The organism is Streptomyces sp. NPDC048337 (genome assembly GCF_043201175.1).
Lineage (GTDB): Bacteria > Actinomycetota > Actinomycetes > Streptomycetales > Streptomycetaceae > Streptomyces.
This window is the reverse complement of record NZ_JBICYR010000012.1, coordinates 16,897-36,650: the sequence shown is the minus strand read 5'-3', so window position 1 is coordinate 36,650 and position 19,754 is coordinate 16,897. Positions and strand designations below refer to the sequence as shown.

15 protein-coding genes and 1 pseudogene are annotated in these 19,754 nt (G+C 73.3%); 12 read left to right on the top strand and 4 right to left on the bottom strand.

Annotated elements, in window-relative coordinates; genetic code table 11:
• Positions 1-68: 68 nt before the first annotated feature.
• From ACGFYU_RS20535 to ACGFYU_RS20520, 4 genes are all read right to left on the bottom strand, one after another.
• Complete coding sequence (locus ACGFYU_RS20535; protein WP_393828713.1) at positions 69-1,301, bottom strand: class I adenylate-forming enzyme family protein; 1,233 nt, start codon at positions 1,299-1,301, stop codon at positions 69-71.
• 145 nt (positions 1,302-1,446) lie between these two features.
• The gene (locus ACGFYU_RS20530) at positions 1,447-2,004 is read right to left on the bottom strand and encodes a methylated-DNA--[protein]-cysteine S-methyltransferase (protein WP_393828712.1); all 558 of its coding nucleotides are present in this window, start codon (positions 2,002-2,004) and stop codon (positions 1,447-1,449) included.
• Between the two features lie 51 nt (positions 2,005-2,055).
• The gene (locus ACGFYU_RS20525; protein ID WP_393828711.1) at positions 2,056-2,895 is read right to left on the bottom strand and encodes an MGMT family protein; all 840 of its coding nucleotides are present in this window, start codon (positions 2,893-2,895) and stop codon (positions 2,056-2,058) included.
• A complete protein-coding gene (locus tag ACGFYU_RS20520) occupies positions 2,892-3,479 on the bottom strand; it encodes an RNA polymerase sigma factor (protein ID WP_393828710.1) in 588 nt (195 codons plus the stop codon). Before ACGFYU_RS20520 ends, ACGFYU_RS20525 begins: the two co-directional genes overlap by 4 nt.
• 155 nt (positions 3,480-3,634) lie before the next feature.
• Here ACGFYU_RS20520 and ACGFYU_RS20515 point away from each other — a divergent pair, with 155 nt between their 5' ends.
• From ACGFYU_RS20515 to ACGFYU_RS20460, 12 genes and pseudogenes are all read left to right on the top strand, one after another.
• Positions 3,635-5,110, top strand: a complete 1,476-nt coding sequence (locus ACGFYU_RS20515) for an MFS transporter (protein WP_393828709.1) — start codon at positions 3,635-3,637, stop codon at positions 5,108-5,110.
• Entirely contained in the window at positions 5,107-5,874 is a 768-nt protein-coding gene (locus ACGFYU_RS20510) for an SDR family oxidoreductase (protein ID WP_393828708.1), read from the top strand. Before ACGFYU_RS20515 ends, ACGFYU_RS20510 begins: the two co-directional genes overlap by 4 nt.
• A 45-nt stretch (positions 5,875-5,919) precedes the next feature.
• The gene (locus tag ACGFYU_RS20505; protein ID WP_393828707.1) at positions 5,920-6,546 is read left to right on the top strand and encodes a cupin domain-containing protein; all 627 of its coding nucleotides are present in this window, start codon (positions 5,920-5,922) and stop codon (positions 6,544-6,546) included.
• 156 nt (positions 6,547-6,702) lie between these two features.
• On the top strand, positions 6,703-7,389 hold the full coding sequence (locus ACGFYU_RS20500) for an O-methyltransferase (protein WP_393828706.1): 687 nt from the start codon (positions 6,703-6,705) through the stop codon (positions 7,387-7,389).
• Between the two features lie 186 nt (positions 7,390-7,575).
• Positions 7,576-8,406 (top strand): 2-amino-3,7-dideoxy-D-threo-hept-6-ulosonate synthase, encoded by an 831-nt coding sequence (locus ACGFYU_RS20495; protein WP_393828855.1) that lies wholly within the window; start codon positions 7,576-7,578, stop codon positions 8,404-8,406.
• Positions 8,403-9,506, top strand: a complete 1,104-nt coding sequence (locus tag ACGFYU_RS20490; RefSeq protein ID WP_393828705.1) for a 3-dehydroquinate synthase II family protein — start codon at positions 8,403-8,405, stop codon at positions 9,504-9,506. The genes ACGFYU_RS20495 and ACGFYU_RS20490 overlap by 4 nt, the downstream gene beginning before the upstream one ends.
• 96 nt (positions 9,507-9,602) lie before the next feature.
• The gene (locus ACGFYU_RS20485) at positions 9,603-11,360 is read left to right on the top strand and encodes a class I adenylate-forming enzyme family protein (protein ID WP_393828704.1); all 1,758 of its coding nucleotides are present in this window, start codon (positions 9,603-9,605) and stop codon (positions 11,358-11,360) included.
• Between the two features lie 43 nt (positions 11,361-11,403).
• Positions 11,404-12,420: a methyltransferase gene (locus tag ACGFYU_RS20480; RefSeq protein WP_393828703.1), complete on the top strand. Its 1,017-nt coding sequence runs from the start codon at positions 11,404-11,406 to the stop codon at positions 12,418-12,420.
• Positions 12,417-14,297, top strand: coding sequence for an FAD-dependent monooxygenase (locus ACGFYU_RS20475; RefSeq protein WP_393828702.1), 1,881 nt, complete (start codon positions 12,417-12,419; stop codon positions 14,295-14,297). Before ACGFYU_RS20480 ends, ACGFYU_RS20475 begins: the two co-directional genes overlap by 4 nt.
• Entirely contained in the window at positions 14,298-15,995 is a 1,698-nt protein-coding gene (locus tag ACGFYU_RS20470; RefSeq protein WP_393828701.1) for an FAD-dependent monooxygenase, read from the top strand. It begins immediately after the preceding gene.
• Complete coding sequence (locus tag ACGFYU_RS20465; RefSeq protein WP_393828700.1) at positions 15,992-17,950, top strand: FAD/NAD(P)-binding protein; 1,959 nt, start codon at positions 15,992-15,994, stop codon at positions 17,948-17,950. The genes ACGFYU_RS20470 and ACGFYU_RS20465 overlap by 4 nt, the downstream gene beginning before the upstream one ends.
• A pseudogene (locus ACGFYU_RS20460) lies at positions 17,947-19,284 on the top strand (lyase family protein); the annotation flags it as partial. The gene ACGFYU_RS20465 and the pseudogene ACGFYU_RS20460, both read left to right, overlap by 4 nt.
• Positions 19,285-19,754: the final 470 nt, after the last annotated feature.

Sequence of the window (19,754 nt, the reverse complement as noted above, 5' to 3'; positions counted from 1 at the left end):
CGTCCGCGGTGCGGCGGTTGCGTCGTTGCCGACATCGATTTCGACATCGTTGTCGGCAACGGCCCGGCTCACTCCCGGGGCCGCCCGGCGCGGGTCAGCGCCCGCTCGGCGGTCCGGTCCAGCAGCAGGGCGCGGTCCGGCCCCCGGGTCAGGCTGCCGCGGTCCGCGAAGGGGTCGATCCTGCCCAGGATCCGCAGCGCCCCGCCGGCCGGGTCGAACACCGCCCGGTCGCGGGTACTGAGCCAGCCGGGGCCGCCGTGCGGCCCGTCGGCGAGGAAGCGCGCGGGCGGCTCCTCCTCACCGAGGTAGGGGGTGCGGGCCAGGCGCACCTGCAACTCGCCGCCCTCCAGCCGTACCCGCGCCCCCGGCACGACCAGCCCCACCGTGCCCGGGCCGTACCAGCCCGTCGGGTCGGCGGCCACGATGCCGGTCTCGGTGGTCCCGTACGCCTGGCCTATGCGGACGCCGTAGCGTTCCGTGAACCGCGCGTGCACCCGGTCGTCGAGCCGGTCGCCGCCGGAGATCGCCCGCCGCAGCCCCGGCACCCGTACGGGGCGTGCGGCCAGGGCGAGTTCCGTGAAGTGCCCCGTCGTGCCCAGGATGGTGTCCGTGCGCGAGCGGATGGCGGCGCGCAGCGCGGCCGGGCGGCCCGCACGGGTCGGGAAGACGGTGGTGGCACCGACGTCCATGTTGTGCAGCAGACCGCCGACCAGGTTGAAGGAGTGCGCGACCGAGCCCAGGACGAGCACGCGCGAGCCGGCCCCGGGCATGCCGCCGATACGGCGGAAGACGTCGAGTTCGGCGAGCAGCGACGACGCGGTGCGCCCGACGGCCTTGGCGAACCCGGTGCTGCCGGAGGTGAAGTGGACCAGGCAGTGGTCGGTGGCGGCGCGGGCGCCCCCGCGCATACGGCGTACGAGGATCTCGCACTCGTCGTGGAAGGCGAGCAGGGGGTGGCCGGCCGAGTCGAAGGAGACGTGGAACTGCGGCCGGCAGCGGTCGAGGAGCCGGCCGAGCTCGCGGCCGCGTATCTCCTGCCCCATCAGCATGACCTGGGCGCCGATCGACCACAGCGCGAAGACCGACCACACCTGGGAGAAGCTGGGGGTGCCCTGCAGGGCCACGGTGGCGCCGGGCCGGATCCCGTGCGCGCGGAAGAGCCCCATGAGCCTGCCGGTCTGGGCGCGCAGCTCCCCGTAGGTCACCTCGCGGCCGGCCCGCGCCCAGACACCGTCCGCGGGATGCCGCGCGAGCAGCTCCTCCCCCCACCAGCCGGTCGTGCCCTCGGGTACGTCGCGCATGCGCAAGGCTTACTCCCCCTCGTGTCGGGACCGTGTCACACAGAACCGAACACCGGAGCGGGGCACCGGGTTGCACGGGGCGCCGGGAGGAAGGGGCCGGCGGCACGGGGGATGTTGCCGCCGGCCCCGGTTCAGGGGCGGGCCGTCAGGCCGCCGGTGCCGGGGGCCGCCGGCCGGCCTCCAGATCGAGGAGGTACTCCTTGGCGGCGGCGCCGCCCGCGTACCCGGTGAAGCGGCCGGAGACACCGACGATGCGGTGGCAGGGGAGCACGACGCACAGCGGGTTGGCGCCGAGCGCCGTCCCCACCGCCCTGGCCGCCCGGGGCCGCCCGAGGTGCCCGGCGAGCGCACCGTAGGTGCCGGTCGTGCCGTACGGGACGAAGTCCGTCAGCGCCGAGACCGTCTCGCGGGAGAACGGCGTGGCCAGTCGCAGGTCCAGCGGCAGCGAGAACTCCCGCAGCCGGCCGCCGAGATACGCGTCGAGCTGGGCGCGCGCGTCGTCGAGGACGGCCTCGGCGGACCGGCCTGTGCCGGGCCCCGGCGCCGGCGGGAGCGCGGCCAGCCGTGGCCGGACGTCCTCGGGCGCGCCGAAGGCGCAGTACACGAGGGCGTCGCCGGTCGCCGCCAGGGTCAGCGTGCCGAGCGGTGTCGGATGGCTGACGAGGGCGGCGCCGTCCGTGCGGGGAGCGTCGGCGGGGGGCATGGCGGTGGTCCTTCCGGTGGTGCCGGGCGCGTGGTGCCGGGCACGGTGCTGTCAGACGGTGAGGGGCCGGCAACTGCGGCAGGCGCGGTAACCCGCCCGCCGAGCCTCGGAGGCGCTGTGGAACGGCCGCTGGTGGGGCGGGGTGATGCGGCGGGCGTGGGCGCAGGTGGGATGGCAGTAGATGTTCGTGGTGTCGCTGCCCATCAGGACCACGCCCCGCCCCGCCAGCGCGGCCAGCCGCTCCATGTCGATGTCCTCGGCGGCCCGCAGCGCCCGGCCCGTGCCGGGCAGGTACGCGGCGTCGCAGGGCGAGCCGTCCTCGTAGGTGATCCGGTGGCAGGGCACGAGCAGGGTCGCCGGATTGGCGGCCAGGGCGGCGACGACGGCCTCCTCCCCGGCGGAGGGCAGCCCGGCCTCCCGGGCGGACGGCAGCCCGGCCTCCCGGGCGATCCAGCTGATCGGCCGGAGCTGTCCCCGCGGCACGGTCCGTACGGCCTCCAGCACCGCGCACTGCTGCTCGTCCAGGCCGCCCAGGTCGATCGGCAGGGCCTTCGCCCGGCCGGTGCGCAGGGCGGGGCGCAGTCCCGGGAAGGGGGTGGTGTCGCGGATCGCGGTCCGCCGGGTCCGGGACCAGTGGACCTCCTCGAACATCTCGGCGCTGACGACCATCGACTCCAGCGTCGAGCCGGTGACGGCGAGGGGGCTGAAGGCCACGTAGAGGCCGCCGGCGTCCGTCGGCAGGTGCACGTACCGGTCGTAGCGGCCTGGGGAGATGCCCACGTGCCGCAGCACCCGGAGCCCGAAGTCCACCGGAGCGGGAGTGGTGAGATCGGCCAGCGCGCTCTCCAGATCGGGCCGCGAGGAGGCGGTGCCCTCGTCGTTCGTACTCACTTCAACACCTCCCTCGTGGGCGGGTCCTTGGCCTCCATCAGCTGACGAAGGCTACCGATACCCCGCGAGACCTGCGCTTTGACCGTTCCCACCGGGCATCCCTGTGCCTCGGCTATCTCCACGTAACTCATACCGACGACGTGCCGCAGCACGACGGCGACCCGGGGGTTCTCCGGTAACTCGGTCAGCGCCGACACCAGCCGGCGCCGGTCCTCCGCCGTCCCGGCCCGCTCCTCCGGGCCCGGACTGCCGTCCGGCAGGGCCTGGCACACGTCCTCGACGGCGGCGGCGGACACCGGGCGGCGCACGCCGGTACGGACGTGGTTGCGCCAGACGTTCGCCGCGATGGTCATCAGCCAGGCCCGCGGGCGCAGCTCGCGCCGGCGCTGGGGCGAGTAGCCCTGCAGCGCCGTATAGGCGCGCAGGAACGTGTCCTGCCCCAGGTCGTCCGCCTCGGTGGCGGAACCGGTGACCCGGAACAGGAACCCACGGACCGCCGTGGCGTGCACCCGCACCAGCTCCGTGAAGCCGTCGTCGAGGTCCACTGCCAGGCGTTCGCTCACCTGCTCGGCCATGTCGTCCATCACCCAACAGAACACCACGGCTTTCCGGAGGGTTGCATGCGCGGACCGAGGGGGCCGCGGCCGGGCGCCCGCCGCCGGCGTGCAACCCGTTCGCGGCAACCGGTGTTCCTCCTTCCGCACGCCGGGGAACCGGCTCACGAGGTGAAGGGGAAGCAATGTCCGACCTGGAGGAGATGACCGGCACACGGGCCGCGCCCGCGGCCGCGCCGCAGCGCATGACGGGTCAGCAGAAACTGGCCCTGGCCGTTCTGCTCGGCGCGCAGTTCATGCTCGCCGCCGATTTCTCCATCTTGACCGTCTCCCTGCCGGTGATCGGCGACTCGCTGGGCTTCTCCCTGGACAGCCTCCAGTGGATCACCACGGGGTTCGCCCTGCCCGCGGCGGGCTTCACCCTGCTGTTCGGGCGCATCGGCGACCTGTTCGGGCGGCGCAGGATGTTCCTGCTGGGCATCGTGCTGCTGGCCGCGGCCTCGCTCGTCGGCGGGCTGGCGCAGTCCTCCACGATGCTCGTGGCCGCCCGCGTCGCGCAGGGCGTGGCGACGGCCATCTCGGTGCCGTCCGCGCTCTCCCTGCTGACCACGACGTTCCCCGAGGGGCCGCTGCGGCAGCGGGCGCTCGGGCTCAACGGGGCCCTGCTCGGCGGCGGGTTCAGCGCCGGCGCCCTGCTGGGCGGCGCGCTGACCGAACTGTTCAGCTGGCGCTGGTCCTTCCTGATCAACGTCCCGGTGGCCCTGCTGGTGCTGGTCGGCACCCTGGCCGTCATCCCCGAGAACCGCACGGGCGGACACACCAAGCTCGACGTGCCCGGCGCCGTCACCGTCTCCGCCGGCCTGCTCGCGCTGGTCTTCGGCATCACCACCGCCGGCCACCAGGGCTGGGGGGAGCCGGGCGTGTACATCTGGCTGGCGGCGGCCGTCGTGCTGCTGGTGGCCTTCTGGTTCATCGAGCTGAAGAGCCCCAACCCGCTCGCCCCCGTACGGGTGCTGAAGCGGCGCACGGTGCGCTGGGGCAACTTCGGCGGCTTCGCCTCGATCGCCATGGCGACCGCGATCTCCTTCACCACCACGCTCTACATGCAGAAGGTCCTGGGCTTCTCCGCCTTCACCACCGGCGTGGTGATCGGCCTGCCCGGCGTCCTGACCATCATCGGCGGCACGATCGCGCCCAAGCTGCTGGCCCGGATCGGGGCGCCCGCCGTACTGGCCCTGTCGCTCGTGGTCCAGTCCGTCGGGTACGCGGTCCTGCTCTGGCTGAACGACGGGAACTCGGGCGCCGTCCTCGTCCTCGTCGCGCTGGCCGTCGGCTTCTTCGGCCACGCGTACAGCCTGGTGTCGTACATGGTGACCGCCACCTCGGGGCTGCCGGACGAGGAGCAGGGGCTCGCGACCGGTCTGACCACGATGAGCATGCAGATCGCGATCACCCTGGGCATCCCGGTGGTGAGCGCCGTGATCGCGGCGCGGACCTCCGCACTGGAGAAGACGCGATCGGCGACCGACGCCGTCCTGGGCGGCCTGCACGCGGGCGTGATCGTCAACGCCCTGTTCCTGCTGGCCTCGGCGCTGATCGTGTGGCTGTTCCTGGGCCGCGGCCGCGCGGCCGGCGCCGACACCAAGGGCGGTGCGCGATGAAGCGGCTGGACGGCAGGACGGCGCTGGTCACCGGCGCCAGCAGGGGAGTGGGGCGGGCGACGGCCGAGCGGCTGGCGGCGGACGGGGCCGTGGTCGCGGTCCACTACGCCTCGGCCGCCGAAGCGGCCGCCGAGGTGGTCGAGGGCATCCTCGCCGCGGGCGGCACGGCCTTCGCCGTCCGGGCCGAATTCTCCGCGCCCGACGCCGCCGAGCAGCTGTGGACCGCATTCGACAAGGGAATTGCCGAATTCCGCCCCGATCCAGGAGTGGACATCCTGGTGAATAACGCGGCGACATCGGTCCAGGCCACCCTCTCCGAGACGTCGCCGGAAGACTACGACCGGATGTTCGCGGTCAACATCAGAACCCCGTTCTTTCTCATCCAGCAGGGCCTGACCCGATTGCGCGACGGAGCCCGCGTCATTAATGTGTCGTCAGCCGTCACGCGCATGGCATTTCCTCAGGTCGTGGCCTACGGCCTGACCAAGGGCGCGATGGACACGCTCACGCTCACCGTCGCACAGGAACTCGGCGGTCGCGGCATCACGGTGAACGCGGTATCGCCCGGAACGCTCGACACGGACGTCAACGCGAACTGGCTGCGCGGCAACCCCGAGGCCGGGCGGCTCGTCTCCGAACAGGCCGCCCTGGGCAGGGTGGGGCAGCCGGACGACGTGGCCGACGTCGTCGCCTTCCTGGCGTCCGACGAGGCGCGCTGGATCACCGGCCAGGTCATCGACGTGAGTGGCGGTGCACGACTCTGAACTGCCGAAGGCGACGCGCGCGTCGCGACGAAGGGGAGGATCCGCATGGCCGTCAGCCAGGGAGAGGTCTACGAGAACCCGCGGTGCCGGGAGCGCGTGGTGATCAGAACGCCCGCCGCGGAGACCGGCGGCGAGCGGACCGTGATGGACGTGTATGTGCAACCGGGCGGAGCCGTGTCCGGATCGCACGTCCATCCCCGCAGTGAGGAACGGTTCACGCTGGTCCGAGGCCGGATCGCCTTCTCGATCGACGGGCGCGAGGTGGTGCTGGACCGGGCCGGGCAGAGCATCCTGATCCCGCCCGGCGTCAAGCACCGCTGGTGGAACGCGGGCGGGGACGAGTCCCGCCACATATGCGAGCTGAAGGGCGGGGCCGACCGCTTCGAACAGATGGTGCTGCGCCAGCTCTTCGGCCTCGCCCAGGACGGCAAGACCACCCCGGAGGGCATGCCGCACCTGCTCCAGCAGGCCGTCACCACCCTGGAGTTCGAGGACGTCCTGCGCTTCACCTCGCCGGCCTGGCCGGTGCAGCGGCTGCTGTTCGGGGCGCTCGCACCGGTGGCGAGACTGCTCGGCTACCAGGGCTGCAATCCGGAGTACATGGACCGCAAGCCGAGCGAGATCGCGGAACTGGAGCCGCTGCCCGACGAGGTGGCCGCCTGGCACTACTGAGGGCTGCCCGGGGCAGGGTACAAGGGCAGGTTGAAAAGGAGGGGGCGGTATTCGCCGACCCCTCCTTTTCTGCACCCTACGCGCGGAAGGTATGGTTCCAATTCTCTGTAGAATTTCTGTGACGGTTCTGGTGCGGGCGCTGCGACGCTCGTCTGCATGAGGCCAAAACTGGTATCCGAGGCGCTGTACGAATACATCGTCGAAAACAGCCTTCCGGTCGACGCGGCACAGCGCAGCCTGATGAAGAGGACAGCTGCCGTCGGTGAACGAGCCCGGATGCAGATCGGAACTCCGCAGGGCACGCTCTTCACGCTTCTCACCCGGCTCATGTCCGCCCGCAAGGCGATTGAGATCGGCACGTTCACCGGCTATTCGGCGCTCAGCATCGCCAAGGGCCTCCCCGAAGACGGGCACCTCCTCACCTGCGACGTGAACGAGGAGTGGACGGCCATCGCCCAGGACGCCTGGAAGGAGGCCGGCGTCGCCGACCGGATCGAGCTGCGCCTCGGACCGGCCCTTGACACGCTGCGCTCCCTGCCGGCCGACGCCGACTGGGACCTGGCGTTCATCGACGCCGACAAGGAGGGCTACCTCGCGTACTACGAGGAGCTCGTCCCGCGCATGCGCCCCGGCGGCGCGATCCTCGTCGACAACGTCCTGTGGTTCTCGACCGTGGTCGACGACCCCGAGGGCGAGGGCGCCCCGATGCGCGCCTTCAACGCCCACGTCGCCGCGGACCCCCGCGTGGAGGCGGTCATCCTCTCGATCGGCGACGGAGTGACCCTCATCCGCAAGAAGACCGAATCCGGCCCCGCCGGCAACTCCAGCCCCGCCGGCGTTTGAGGCGCGGGGTCCGGGGCGGAGCCCCGATCTCGTAGCCGCACCAGCGCACTCAGGCGGGCCGAATCCAGCCTCGCCGGCGTTTGAGGCGCGGGGCCTGGGGCGGAGCCCCAGCAGCCGGCCCGCACGGGCCGACCGGCAACCCGCCCGTCCGTAGGAATCCGCACAAAGGAGTGCCCGATGACGAGAATGTCCTCCTCCGGAAAATCACTGCGCCTGGCCCGGCTGTCCGGCCACGGAGACGGCCGCTACCTCTTCGTGCCGCTCGACCACTCGGTCTCCGACGGCCCGATCACCACCGCGGGCGCGTTCGACAAGCTGATCCGCGACGTGGTCGACGGCGGAGCCGACGGCATCGTCGTCCACAAGGGGCGGGCGCGGGTGATCGACCCCGAAGTCCTCGCGGACTGCTCGCTGCTGGTGCACCTGAGCGCCAGCACCCCCCACGGCCCGGACGTCAACGCGAAGGTGCTGGTCGGGGACGTCGAGGACGCCATCCGGCTCGGCGCGGACGCGGTGAGCGTGCACGTCAACATCGGCTCGGACACCGAGGCCGAGCAGCTCACGGACCTCGGCGCGGTCGCCGCGGCCTGCGACCGCTGGGGCATGCCGCTGCTCGCCATGATCTACCCCCGCGGCCCCCGGGTCGCCGACCCCTACGACCCCACCCTCCTCTCCCACGTCGTCAACATCGCCGCCGACCTCGGCGTGGACATCGTCAAGACGGTCCTCGCCTCGCCGGTCGAGCGCATGGCCGAGGTCGTCGCGAGCTCCCCGATCCCGATCATCGTGGCGGGCGGCGGCGACGACACCGCGAGCCTCGCCGAGTTCGCCGCCTCCGCGCTCTCCGTCGGATGCCGCGGACTGGCCGTGGGACGGCGGGTGTTCGGCTCGCCCGACCCCCGCGCGACCGTCCGCGAACTCGCCGGGATCCTGCACGGCTCCGTCGGCTCCGTCGGCCCCGCCGGCCCCGACCCCCTCGTACCCACCCCTTCCCCGCGAATGGCAGGTGTCCTGTGAAGCTCAGCTGGATCGACATCCGATCGGTCGGATCGGCGAAGGCCGCGGTCGTGGAGGAGGCGATCCACGCGCGCGTGGACGGCATCCTCACCGACGACCCCGCCGACCTGGCCGGCCTGCCGCCCACCGTGCGCAAGGTCCTCTTCCCCCAGGGGCAGACCCTCCCCGAGGACTTCGGCGCCGCCGACGTCGTCATCGTCGAGGCGGCCAAGCACGGCGAGCCCGCCGAACTGGCCCTGCGCCACCCCGAGGTGGAGTTCGGCCGGTACGTCGAGATCATCGACGCGGACACCCTGGAGGACGCCTGCCAGTCGGCGCGCACCGACCGCTGGAGCCTGCTCTGGTTCCGCGACCCCACCAAGATCCCCCTTGAGATCGTGATCGCCGCCGGAGCCAAGGCCGAGGGCAGCCTGGTCACCCTCGCCCAGGACGTGGAGGAGGCGGAGATCATCTTCGGCGTCCTGGAACTCGGCTCCGACGGTGTGCTGATGGCGCCCGCGGGCGTCGGCGACGCCACCGCCCTGAGGCGGGCCGCCGAGGCGGGCGTAGCGGACGTGGAGCTCGTGGAGCTGGAGGTCACCGCCACCGCGCACGTGGGCATGGGCGACCGGGCGTGCGTGGACACGGCCACGTACTTCCGCGAGGACGAGGGCATCCTGGTCGGCTCCACCTCCAAGGGCATGATCCTGTGCGTCAGCGAGACGCACCCCCTGCCCTACATGCCCACGCGCCCCTTCCGGGTCAACGCCGGCGCCATCCACTCGTACACGCTCGGACAGAACGAGCGGACCAACTACCTGAGCGAGCTGAAGGCCGGCATCAAGATCACCGCGGTGGACATCCACGGCCGCACCCGCCTCGTCACCGTCGGCCGCGTCAAGATCGAGAGCCGCCCGCTGATCTCGATCGACGCCGTGGGCCCCGGCGGCCGCACCGCCAACCTGATCCTCCAGGACGACTGGCACGTACGGGTCCTGGGCCCCGGCGGCAAGGTGCTCAACAGCACCGAGCTCAAGCCCGGGGACAAGGTCCTCGGCTACCTGCCCGTCGAGGACCGGCACGTGGGCTACCCGATCAACGAGTTCTGCCTGGAGAAGTGAACCGGCCGCGGGAGCGGGTCCCCGGCGCCCGGGCGCACCCGCTCCCGCCCCGCCCGCGCTCCGGCCAGCACCCCGAAGGACGAGAAAGGCACACGCATGAACATCCTCGGGACCCAGCGGTCCGCCGTACAACGCCTGCGTCTGACCCTCGACCGACGGCTGGGGGCCGGCAACTTCTTCTGGCACGCCTGGGAGGTCGCCGCCGACCGGGACCGCCCGCTGCTCTTCCACCCCGACGTCACCTCCGACACCTGGGACGAGGGCGAGCTGCCCGGGTACTCCCTCAACGACATGCGGATCATCGTGATCCGCTACGCCCACTGGTACCGCACCCACGGAGTGCTGCCGCACACGCACGTCGGCGTCCACACCCGCAACGGCATGTACGGGCTGCTGCACCACATCGCCCTCACCAGCCTCGGCGCGGTCGCCGTGCACTGCAATCCCAACATGGCGACGGAGACGGCCGCCGAGTACTTCCGGCGCACCCGTACGACGATCCTCGTCGGCGACGCCGACCTGCTGGCCGGCGTCGCCGGAGTCTGGGACAAGGCCGGCCCCGCCGCACACAAGAAGATCCTGACCGAGGACATCCGCCGGCTCGACGAGACCGCCCCGCGCCCCTCGGCGGCGATGCCCGGATTCCCGTACGCGCACCGCGGCGACGACCTGGTGATGATCTCGCACTCCTCCGGGACCACCGGCCGGCCCAAGGCCCCCGTCTTCACGCACAGCTCCTTCTTCGACGGCAAGCGCGAACGCCTGTGGACCTTCCCCTCGCTGCGCTCCGACCGGATGCTCACCGCCCTGCCGCACAGCCACTCCGCGGGCATCAGCTACCTCACCATGGCCCTCCTGCTGGGCATCCCCACCCTGGTCCTGGACGGCGCGGACGGTGCCTCGACGGCCCGGGCGATCAACCGCTTCCGCCCCACCTTCGTCCTGGGCTTCCCGCTGACCCTCGCCGAGATCGACGTCGCGCAGGTGACCCCGTACGCGGCCCAGTCCATCCACACCTGGAACGGCATGGGCGACGCCTCGCACGAGCGGCACATCCGCCCCCTGACCTCGCTCGGCATCCGCCGCGAGGGCCGCCGCCGGCTGGCGGGCTCGCGCTACGTCGACGGGCTGGGCTCCTCCGAGATGGGCATGGTCCTCTTCCGCACGGTGTACACCCCGCAGACCGCCGAGTACGGCCGGCTCATCGGACGCCCCGTCAAGGCCGTGCTCGACGCGGCCGTCCTCGACGAGCAGGGCGCCAAGGTGCCCGACGGCGAACCGGGCCTCCTGGGCGTCCGCACCCCCAGCGTCACCCCCGGCTACTGGGACGACCCGACCCTGGGACGGGAATCCCTGGTCGACGGCTACTTCCTGACCGGCGACGTGGTCCGGCGCGACACCGAAGGCAACTGGTACCACCTGGACCGCACGCCCGACGTGATCGCCGCCGCCACCGGCCCCGTCCACAGCCTCCCGCTGGAGGAATCGGTCCTGCTGACGACACAGGCCCTCGACGCGGCCGTCGTCGCCGTCGAGGACCCCGACCACCCCGGCTCCTCGCTGCCCGCCGCCGTCGTGCTGTTCCGCGACGACGTGGCGCGCTCCCCGAGCTGCCTGCTCGACCAGTGCAACGTGGCGCTGGCCCGCAAGGGGCTCACCCCGCTCGCCGCGCTCGTCGTCGCGGCGGACCGCTCCGCACTGCCCGTCGGGCCGACCGGCAAGGTCCTCAAGCGCACCCTGCGCGAACGGCACCGCGAGGTCCTGCACCACCCGGCCGGGCCGGGCACGGCGCACGACCACGAGCCGGCGCCCGGGACGCCCCTGCCGGCCCGGGCGGCCGCGCACTCCGAGTAGCCCGAACCTCCGGATACGAACCGACACCGAAAGGCTCCGACACATGGCCGACGGGCAGCCCGCGCGTCGCGTGGTGGACCTCCTCACCGGCGCCTGGCAGGCACAGGCGCTCCACGCGGCCGCCGTACTCGACCTCCCCGACCACATCCACGCCGGCCGCACCACCACCGCCGAACTCGCCGACGCGACCGGCTCCAGGACGGACGGGATCGAACGCCTGATGCGCCTGCTGACCGCCATGGGCGTCTTCACCGGCGGCGGCGCCGAAGGCTACCGGCTCACCGACGTCGGCGAGCTGCTGCGCACCGACCACGAACGCTCGATGCGGGACATGGCGGTGATCTACGGCGAGGAGTTCCACCGCGCCTGGGGCGCCGTCGTCCCCGCCGTCCGCACCGGGACCTCCGGCTTCGAGCACACCTTCGGCACCACCCTGCGCGCACACCTGGCGGCGGACGCGGGGGCCGCCGCCAAGTTCCAACGCGCGATGAACGCCGGGAACGTCTTCTTCCAGGACGTCCTGGACTCCTACGACTTCGGCTCCGCCCGCACCGTCGTCGACGTCGCGGGCGGCGGCGGCATGCTGCTCTCCACCGTCCTCGCCGCCCACCCGGAGCTGCACGGCGTGCTGTTCGACCTGCCGCACGTCGTGCCCGTCGCCGAGGCCCACCTCACCCGCACGCTCGGACCCGGCCGGCACCGCACGGTCGGCGGCGACGTCTTCGACGAGGTCCCCGGCGACGGCGACGTCTACCTGCTGTCGCGGGTCCTCCAGGACTGGGACGACGCGCACGCCGTGCGCCTGCTCTCCACGATCCGCGCGGCCATGCCCGACCGGGCCCGGCTGCTGATCGTCGAGCGGGTCATCCCCACCGACGGCACCGCGCTCCTGCCGCTCCTGTGGGACCTGCACCTGCTGATGGCGGCGGGCGGCCGCGAACGCACCCTCGACGGCTACCGGACCCTGCTGGACGCGGCCGGCCTCCGCCTGGAATCCGTACGGGAACTGGCCCTGGAGACCAGCCTGCTGGTCGCGGCACCGGCAAAGGAAGAAGCATGAACACACCACCCCGGCCGGCCGCGGCCGCCGACCGCCACGTCCCCGTCCTGATCGTCGGAGGCGGCGGCTCCGGGCTCACCTCCTCGCTGGCCCTCTCCGACCTGGGCATCGCCTCGCTCCTGGTGGAACGCCACCCCTCGACATCCGTCCAGCCGAAGGCGCACATCCTCAACGCACGCACGATGGAGATATTCGAGCACCTGGGCGTGGCCGCCGACATCTACCGCGAGGGCTCGCCCCCCGAGAACAGCGGGGCGATGGTCTGGCTGTCCAGCCTCGGCGGGGACGAGCCGTACGACCGCAAGGTGCTGCACCGCACCAGCGCCTTCGGCGGCGGCGAACTCGCCGCGCGCTACGCGAAGGCCTCCGCGCAGCCGCACGCCAACCTCGGCCAGCGCTGGCTGGAACCGCTGCTGCGCCGGCACGCCGAGGAGCGCGCCCCCGGCGGCCTGCTCTTCCACCACGAACTGCTGGAGCTCGCGGAGGACGAGGACGGGGTCACCGCCACCGTCCTCGACCGCGACACCGCCGACACCTTCCGCGTGCGCTGCTCTTACGTGATCGCCGCGGACGGCGGCAAGACCGTGGGGCGGCTGCGGGACGACGTCGAGATGGAGGGCACCCCGACCTTCCTGGAGTGGATCAACCTCCACGTCCGCGCGGACTTCTCGCCGTTCATCCCGTACGACGACGCCGTCGTCAACCGGGTCTCCAGCCTGTCCCAGGACGGCACCCTGGAGCACTGCGGAGTGGTGCCCATGGGCCCGCGCCGCTGGGGCCGCCACTCGGAGGAGTGGACGCTGATGTTCTCGCGGCCGCCGGGCGCGCAGGGCGCCGCCGAACTCGACGACGAGACCATCGTCAAGATGGTCCGCGGCACCCTCAAACTGCCCGACGACCACCCCATGGAGGTCGAGAGCATCAGCCGCTGGCCCGTGGAGGGCACGGTCGCCCGGCACTTCCGCTCCGGCCGCGTCTTCCTGGTCGGCGACGCCGCCCACCGCCACCCGCCGTCGGGCGCGCTCGGCCTGAACACCGCCGTCCAGGACGCCCACAACCTCGCGTGGAAGCTCGCCCTGGTCCTGGGCGGCCGCGCCGACGAGGCCCTGCTGGAGAGCTACGACGCCGAACGGCGCCCGGTCGCCGTCCGCGTCGTCGAACGGGCCCTGTTCTCCCTCTTCAACCAGATCGCGTTCACCGCCGGCACCGGAGTCGTGCAAGGCGCCCGCCCGGAGTGGAACCGCGCCCAGATGACCGCGCTCTTCTCCGACACCCCGGACGGCGAGACCCGCCGCGCCGTCCTGCGCGAGTACTTCGACACCAACCGCATCACCACCGCCCACCTCGGCCTGGAGATGGGCTACGACTACGCCGACGCCGGCCGCGTCACCCCCGACGGCACCCCCCGCCCCCAGAGCGACCCGCTGGGCCTGCAGTACCCGCAGTCCGCCCGCCCCGGCTCCCGGCTGCCCCACGCCTGGCTCCACCGGGACGGCCGTCGCGTCTCCACCCACCAGCTGCACACCGCGCCCGGCTCCTTCCTGCTGCTCGCCGGCTCCCACGGCCGGGCCTGGCTCGAGGCCGCCGACCAGCGCGCCCGCCGCCACGGCGTCCGCATCGACGCGTACGCCGTCGGCGCCGCGGGCGCGGGCGGCGGGCTCGTCGACGCCGACGGCGAGTGGAGCCGGCTGCGCGGCCACGACGAGGACGGGGCGGTCCTGGTCCGCCCCGACGGCTTCGTGACGATGCGGCAGCTCTCCGCGTGCGCCAAGCCCGCGCAGGCGCTGGAGGAAGCCCTCCTGACCGCCCTCGGGCACACCCCGCCCACCGCCGCCACGAAGCCCGCGGAGACCAAGCCCGCAAGGGGGAGGTGCTAGATGAACGACCCGATGAACGACCCCTCACCCCCCACACCCGTCGCGATCGTGGGCGGGGGACCGGTCGGCCTGATGCTGGCGCTCTTCCTCGACCGCCACGGCGTGCCCTCCACCGTGTTCGACGCGGCCCCCCACCCGTACGGCGAGCCGCGCGGCAACACCCACAACGCGCGGACCATGGAGCACTACCGGCGCCTCGGCATCTCCGCGCCGATCCGCCGCCTCGGCCTGCCCGCCGAACACCCCGCCGACATCGCCTGGTTCACCCGCTACGACGGCCACGAGCTGGCCCGGCTGCCCCTGGCCTCCCGCGGCCTGCGCATGCGCGAGACCGCCGCCGCGCCCGCCACCGACCAGACACCCGAGCCCGTCCACCGCGCCAACCAGATGTACGTCGAGCGGTTCCTCTACGAGCACGTCCGCACCCGCCCCCGCATCACCCTGCACCTCGGACGCACCGTCACCGGCATGCGCCAGGACCAGGACCGGGTCGTCCTGAGCACCGAGGACGCCGACGGCCGCGTCCGGCACACCAGGGCGCGCTACGCCGTGGGCTGCGACGGCGGACGCAGCCTCGTCCGCCGCTCCCTCGGCGTCCACTACGAGGGCCCCGGCTCCCTCGACCAGGAAGTGCTGGGCCGCCGGGCCACCGCTGCCCACCTGCGGCTGCCCACCTTCCACACGGACGTCATGACCGGCCCGCGAGCCTGGAGCTACTGGGCCCTCAACAGCGAACTCGTCATGAACCTCATCGCCCTCGACGGCGCCGACGAGTTCTTCCTGCTCACCAGCTCCGTCGACCCCGACACCGCCGACCCCGGCCGGATCGGCGACCTGGTGCGCCGGGCCGCCGGCACCCCGCTGCCCGTCGAGGTCCTCGGCCACCGGCCCTGGACCCCGGGCGCCGCCCTGGTCGCGCGGCGCTTCACCATCGGCCGGATCCTGCTCGCCGGGGACGCCGCGCACCTGTTCACGCCCAACGGCGGCTTCGGGATGAACACCGGCGTCGACGACGCCGCCAACCTGGCCTGGAAGCTCGCCGCCGTCCTCCAGGGCTGGGGCGGCCCCGGCCTGCTCGCCACGTACGAGACGGAACGCCGCCCGGTGGCCCTGCGCAACACCGCCGCGGCCCGCGAACTGAACGCGGGACTCGGCTCCATCGCCCGCCCGCCCGCGCTGGAGGAGGACGGTCCCGCCGGCGAAGAGGCCCGGGCCAGGGCGGGCGACCTGCTGCGCGACTACGGGGAACGCACCCACTCCCTCGGCGTGCAGCTCGGAGCCCGCTACGACGGCTCGCCCATCGTCGCCGGCGACGGCGAACCCCCGGCCGACTCCTGGGGCACCTACACCCCCTCCGGCGTCCCCGGCGGCCGCGCCCCGCACCTGTGGCTCGACGACTGGCACGGCCAGGGCAGCTCCCTGTACGACCGGTTCGGCACCGGCTGGACCCTGCTGCGCCTCGGCGGCGGAGCACCGGACAGCAAACCGCTGGAGGCGGCCGCCCAGGGCCTCGGCATGCCGCTGACCGTCCTCGACGTCGACCTCCCCGAAGCCCGCGACCTCTACGAGCGGGACCTCGTGCTGATCCGCCCCGACCAGCACGTGGCCTGGCGCGGCAACAGGCTGCCCACCCACCCGGGCGAACTCGTCGCCCAACTGACCGGCTCGGGGCGGGCCGGGGAGAGGGAGGCGGCATGAGCGGCACCACCACGCTGGAGATCTGCATCGTCGGGGCCGGCCCGCGCGGCCTGTCGGTGCTGGAACGCATCTGCGCCAACGAACGCAAGTCCGCCGCGCACGGCTCGGTCATCGTCCACCTGGTGGACCCCTATCCGCCCGGCGCCGGCCGGGTCTGGCGCACCGACCAGTCGCGGCTGCTGCTGATGAACACCGTCGCCTCCCAGGTGACGGTCTTCACCGACGGGACGGTGGAAATGGACGGCCCGGTGGACCCGGGACCGAGCCTCTACGAATGGGCGGTCACGGTCGTGCCCGCCGACGACACCGGCACGTTCGACGACGAGACCCGCGCGGAGGCCCTGCGCCTGGGCCCCGACACCTACCCCACCCGCGCCTTCTACGGCCGCTACCTCGAATACGCCTACCGCCGCGTGACGCAGGAGGCCCCCGCGCACTGCTCCGTCATCGAACACCGCACCCGCGCGGTCGCCCTGGCGGACGACGGGCCCCTCCCCGGCGGCCCGCAGACCCTCACCCTCGCCGACGGCACCCGCCTGACCGGCCTGGACGCCGTCGTCCTCGCCCAGGGCCACGTACGCGGACGGCCGTCGGACAAGGAGGCCGAATGGTCGCGCAGGGCCGCCGCGCACGGCCTCGCCCACTTCCTCCCCGCCAACCCGGCCGACCTGGACCTGTCCGTGGTCAAACCGGGCCGGCCGGTCCTGATCCGCGGCCTCGGCCTGAACTTCTTCGACCAGATGGCGCTCCTCACCCACGGCCGCGGCGGCACCTTCGCCCGCCGCGCCGGCCGCCTGGTCTACCTCCCGTCCGGACAGGAGCCGCTCATCCACGCCGGCTCGCGGCGCGGCATCCCGTACCACGCGCGCGGCGAGAACGAGAAGGGCCCGCACGGCCGCTACGAGCCCAGACTGCTGGACCTCGCCGCGATCCGAGCACTACGCCGCCGCTCTCGCGAAGGCGAGCGAATCCACTTCTCCACCCACCTCTGGCCACTGATCGCCAAAGAAGTGGAAACCGTCTACTACGAAACCCTGCTGATCTCCCGCGGGGATTCGGGGCGGGCCCCGTCCTTCGCTGAGGCCTACCTCGCGGCGCCCACCAAGGCCGCCGAACACGCCCTCCTCGACGCCCACGGCATAGAACGGTCCGCCCGCTGGGACTGGGACGCGCTCGCCCGCCCCGCGGGCACCACCCGCTTCACCGACCGCGCGCACTTCCGCCGCTGGCTCCTGGACTACCTCGCACGGGACATGCGCGAGGCCGCCGCCGGCAACGTCAGCGGACCGCTCAAGGCGGCCCTCGACGTCCTGCGCGACCTGCGCAACGAGATCCGGCTCGCCGTCGACCACGGCGGCCTGGAGGGCAACTCCTACCGCGACGACCTCCAGGGCTGGTACACGCCCCTGAACGCCTTCCTCTCCATCGGCCCTCCCGTGTCCCGCATCGAGGAACTGCACGCACTGATCGAGGCCGGGGTGGTAGAGATCCTGGGCCCCGACCTCGACATAGTCATCGACTCCTCCGGCCCGGCCCCCGCCTTCGCGGCCCGCTCCCGCAGCGTGGACGCCGACCCCGTACGGGCCACCGTGCTCATCGAGGCGCGGCTGCCGGAGCCCGACCTGCGCCGGACCGGAGACGCCCTGCTCCAGTACCTGCTCCACACCGGCCAGGCCACCCCGTACCGGCTGGAGGGCAGCTGCGGCACCACGTACGAGTCGGGCGGCCTGGCCGTCACCCAGCGCCCGTACCGGACCGTGGACGCACGCGGCCGAGCCCATCCGCGCCGCTTCGCCTACGGCGTGCCCACCGAGGCCGTGCACTGGGTGACCGCCGCCGGCATCAGACCGGGCGTCAACTCGGTGACCCTGGGCGACTCGGACTCGATAGCCCGGGCCCTCCTCCACCTCACCCCCGCCCACTGGCTCCCCACCCTCCAGGAGGCCCACACATGAGGGACTTCGACGGAGGCCCGGACACAGGCCTCCTCTCACCCGTACGCGTGGGCACCCCGGTCGAGGAGGCGGTGGCCGAACCGGCGTGGCTCCAGGCCATGCTCGACGCGGAGGCGGCCCTCGCCCGCGCCCAGGCCCGCCTGGGCACCGTCCCTGCGGCCGCAGCGAAGGCCATCACAGAAGCCGCCCACGCCGACCACTTCGACCTCCGCTCCCTGGCCCTCGCCGCCCGCGAAACCGCCAACCCGGTGGTGGGCCTGGTGGGAGCCCTGACGGCCCGAGTAGCGTCCAAGGACCCAGCAGCCGCCGAATACGTCCACCGCGGCTCGACCAGCCAGGACGTCCTGGACACCGGCGCCATGCTCATATGCACCCGCGCCCTGCACCTGATCGCCACCGACCTGCTCCGCACCGCCGAATCCCTGGCCGCCCTCGCGGAGCAACACAAGGACACGGTCACGACGGCCCGTACCCTGACCCTCCACGCGGTCCCCACCACCTTCGGCCTCAAAGCAGCCGGCTGGCGCCACCTGATCCTGGAGGCCGCAACCCGCATCACCACGGTCCGCGCCTCCCTCCCCATCTCCCTGGGCGGCGCAGCCGGCACCCTGGCCGGGTACCTCGAACACGCCACCCCGCCACCCCCCGCGGGGGAGGACGCGTACCCGGCCCAGCCGTCCGCCGAGGACTACGCCGAACGGCTGGCAGCCGCCTTCGCCGCCGAGACCGGACTGGCCCGCCCCACCCTGCCCTGGCACGCGCTCCGCGCCCCGATCGCCGACATCGCCGCCGCGCTCGCCTTCACCACCGGCGCGCTCGGCAAATTCGCCGTCGACGTACAGGTGCTGGTCCGGACGGAGATCGCCGAGGCCGCAGAGCCCGCCGTGGCCGGGCGCGGCGGCTCCTCCGCGATGCCCCACAAGCGCAACCCGGTCCTGTCCACCCTGATCCGCAGCGCCGCCCTCCAAGTCCCCCCACTCGCCACCGGACTGACCCAGTGCCTCGTAACCGAAGACGAGCGCTCCGCAGGAGTCTGGCACGCCGAATGGCTGCTGCTGCGCGAGTGCCTGCGCCTGGCGGGCGGCGCCGCCTGGACGGCCGCCGAGCTGGCCGAGGGCCTGACGCCCCACCCACAGCGCATGCTCCGCAACCTCGCCCTCACCGGCAGCCAGGTGGCCACCGAGCGCCTGTCCGCCGCCCTGGCCCCGCGACTGGGCAAGGCCCGCGCCAAGGACCTGCTGTCCCAGGCCTCGCTCACCGCCGACCACGAAAACCGCCCGCTGGCCCTCATCCTGCGCGAACTGCCCGAAGTATCCCGGCACTTCACGGAAACCGAACTGGCGGACCTCCTCGACCCCACCACCTACACCGGCGCCGCCAAAACACTGGTCTCCCACGCCCTCGCCTCCCAGCCAACCCCGCCCGCCCAGCCAACCCCGGGCGCACCGCTGGCCCTGCCCGTGGAGCCGGCCCCGTCCGCACCGCCAACCCCGGCCGCCCAGCCCGCTCCGGGCGCGTCGTCGGCCCTGCCCGCCCAGCCGGACCCGGCGGCGCCGCCGGCCCCGCCCGCACCGCCGGCCCCGCCCGCTCAGTCGGGCCTGCCCGCCCAGCGGGCCTCGGAAGCGCCACTGGCCCCGGCCACACCGCCGGCACCGCTGGCCGCGCCCGCACCGCCGGCCCCGCCCGCACAGCCGGGCCTGCCCGCACAGCCGGGCCTGCCCGCACAGCCGGGCCTGCCCGCACAGCCGGCCTCAGCCGCGCCACCGGACCCGGCCGCCACCGGACCCGGCCGCGCCACCGGCGC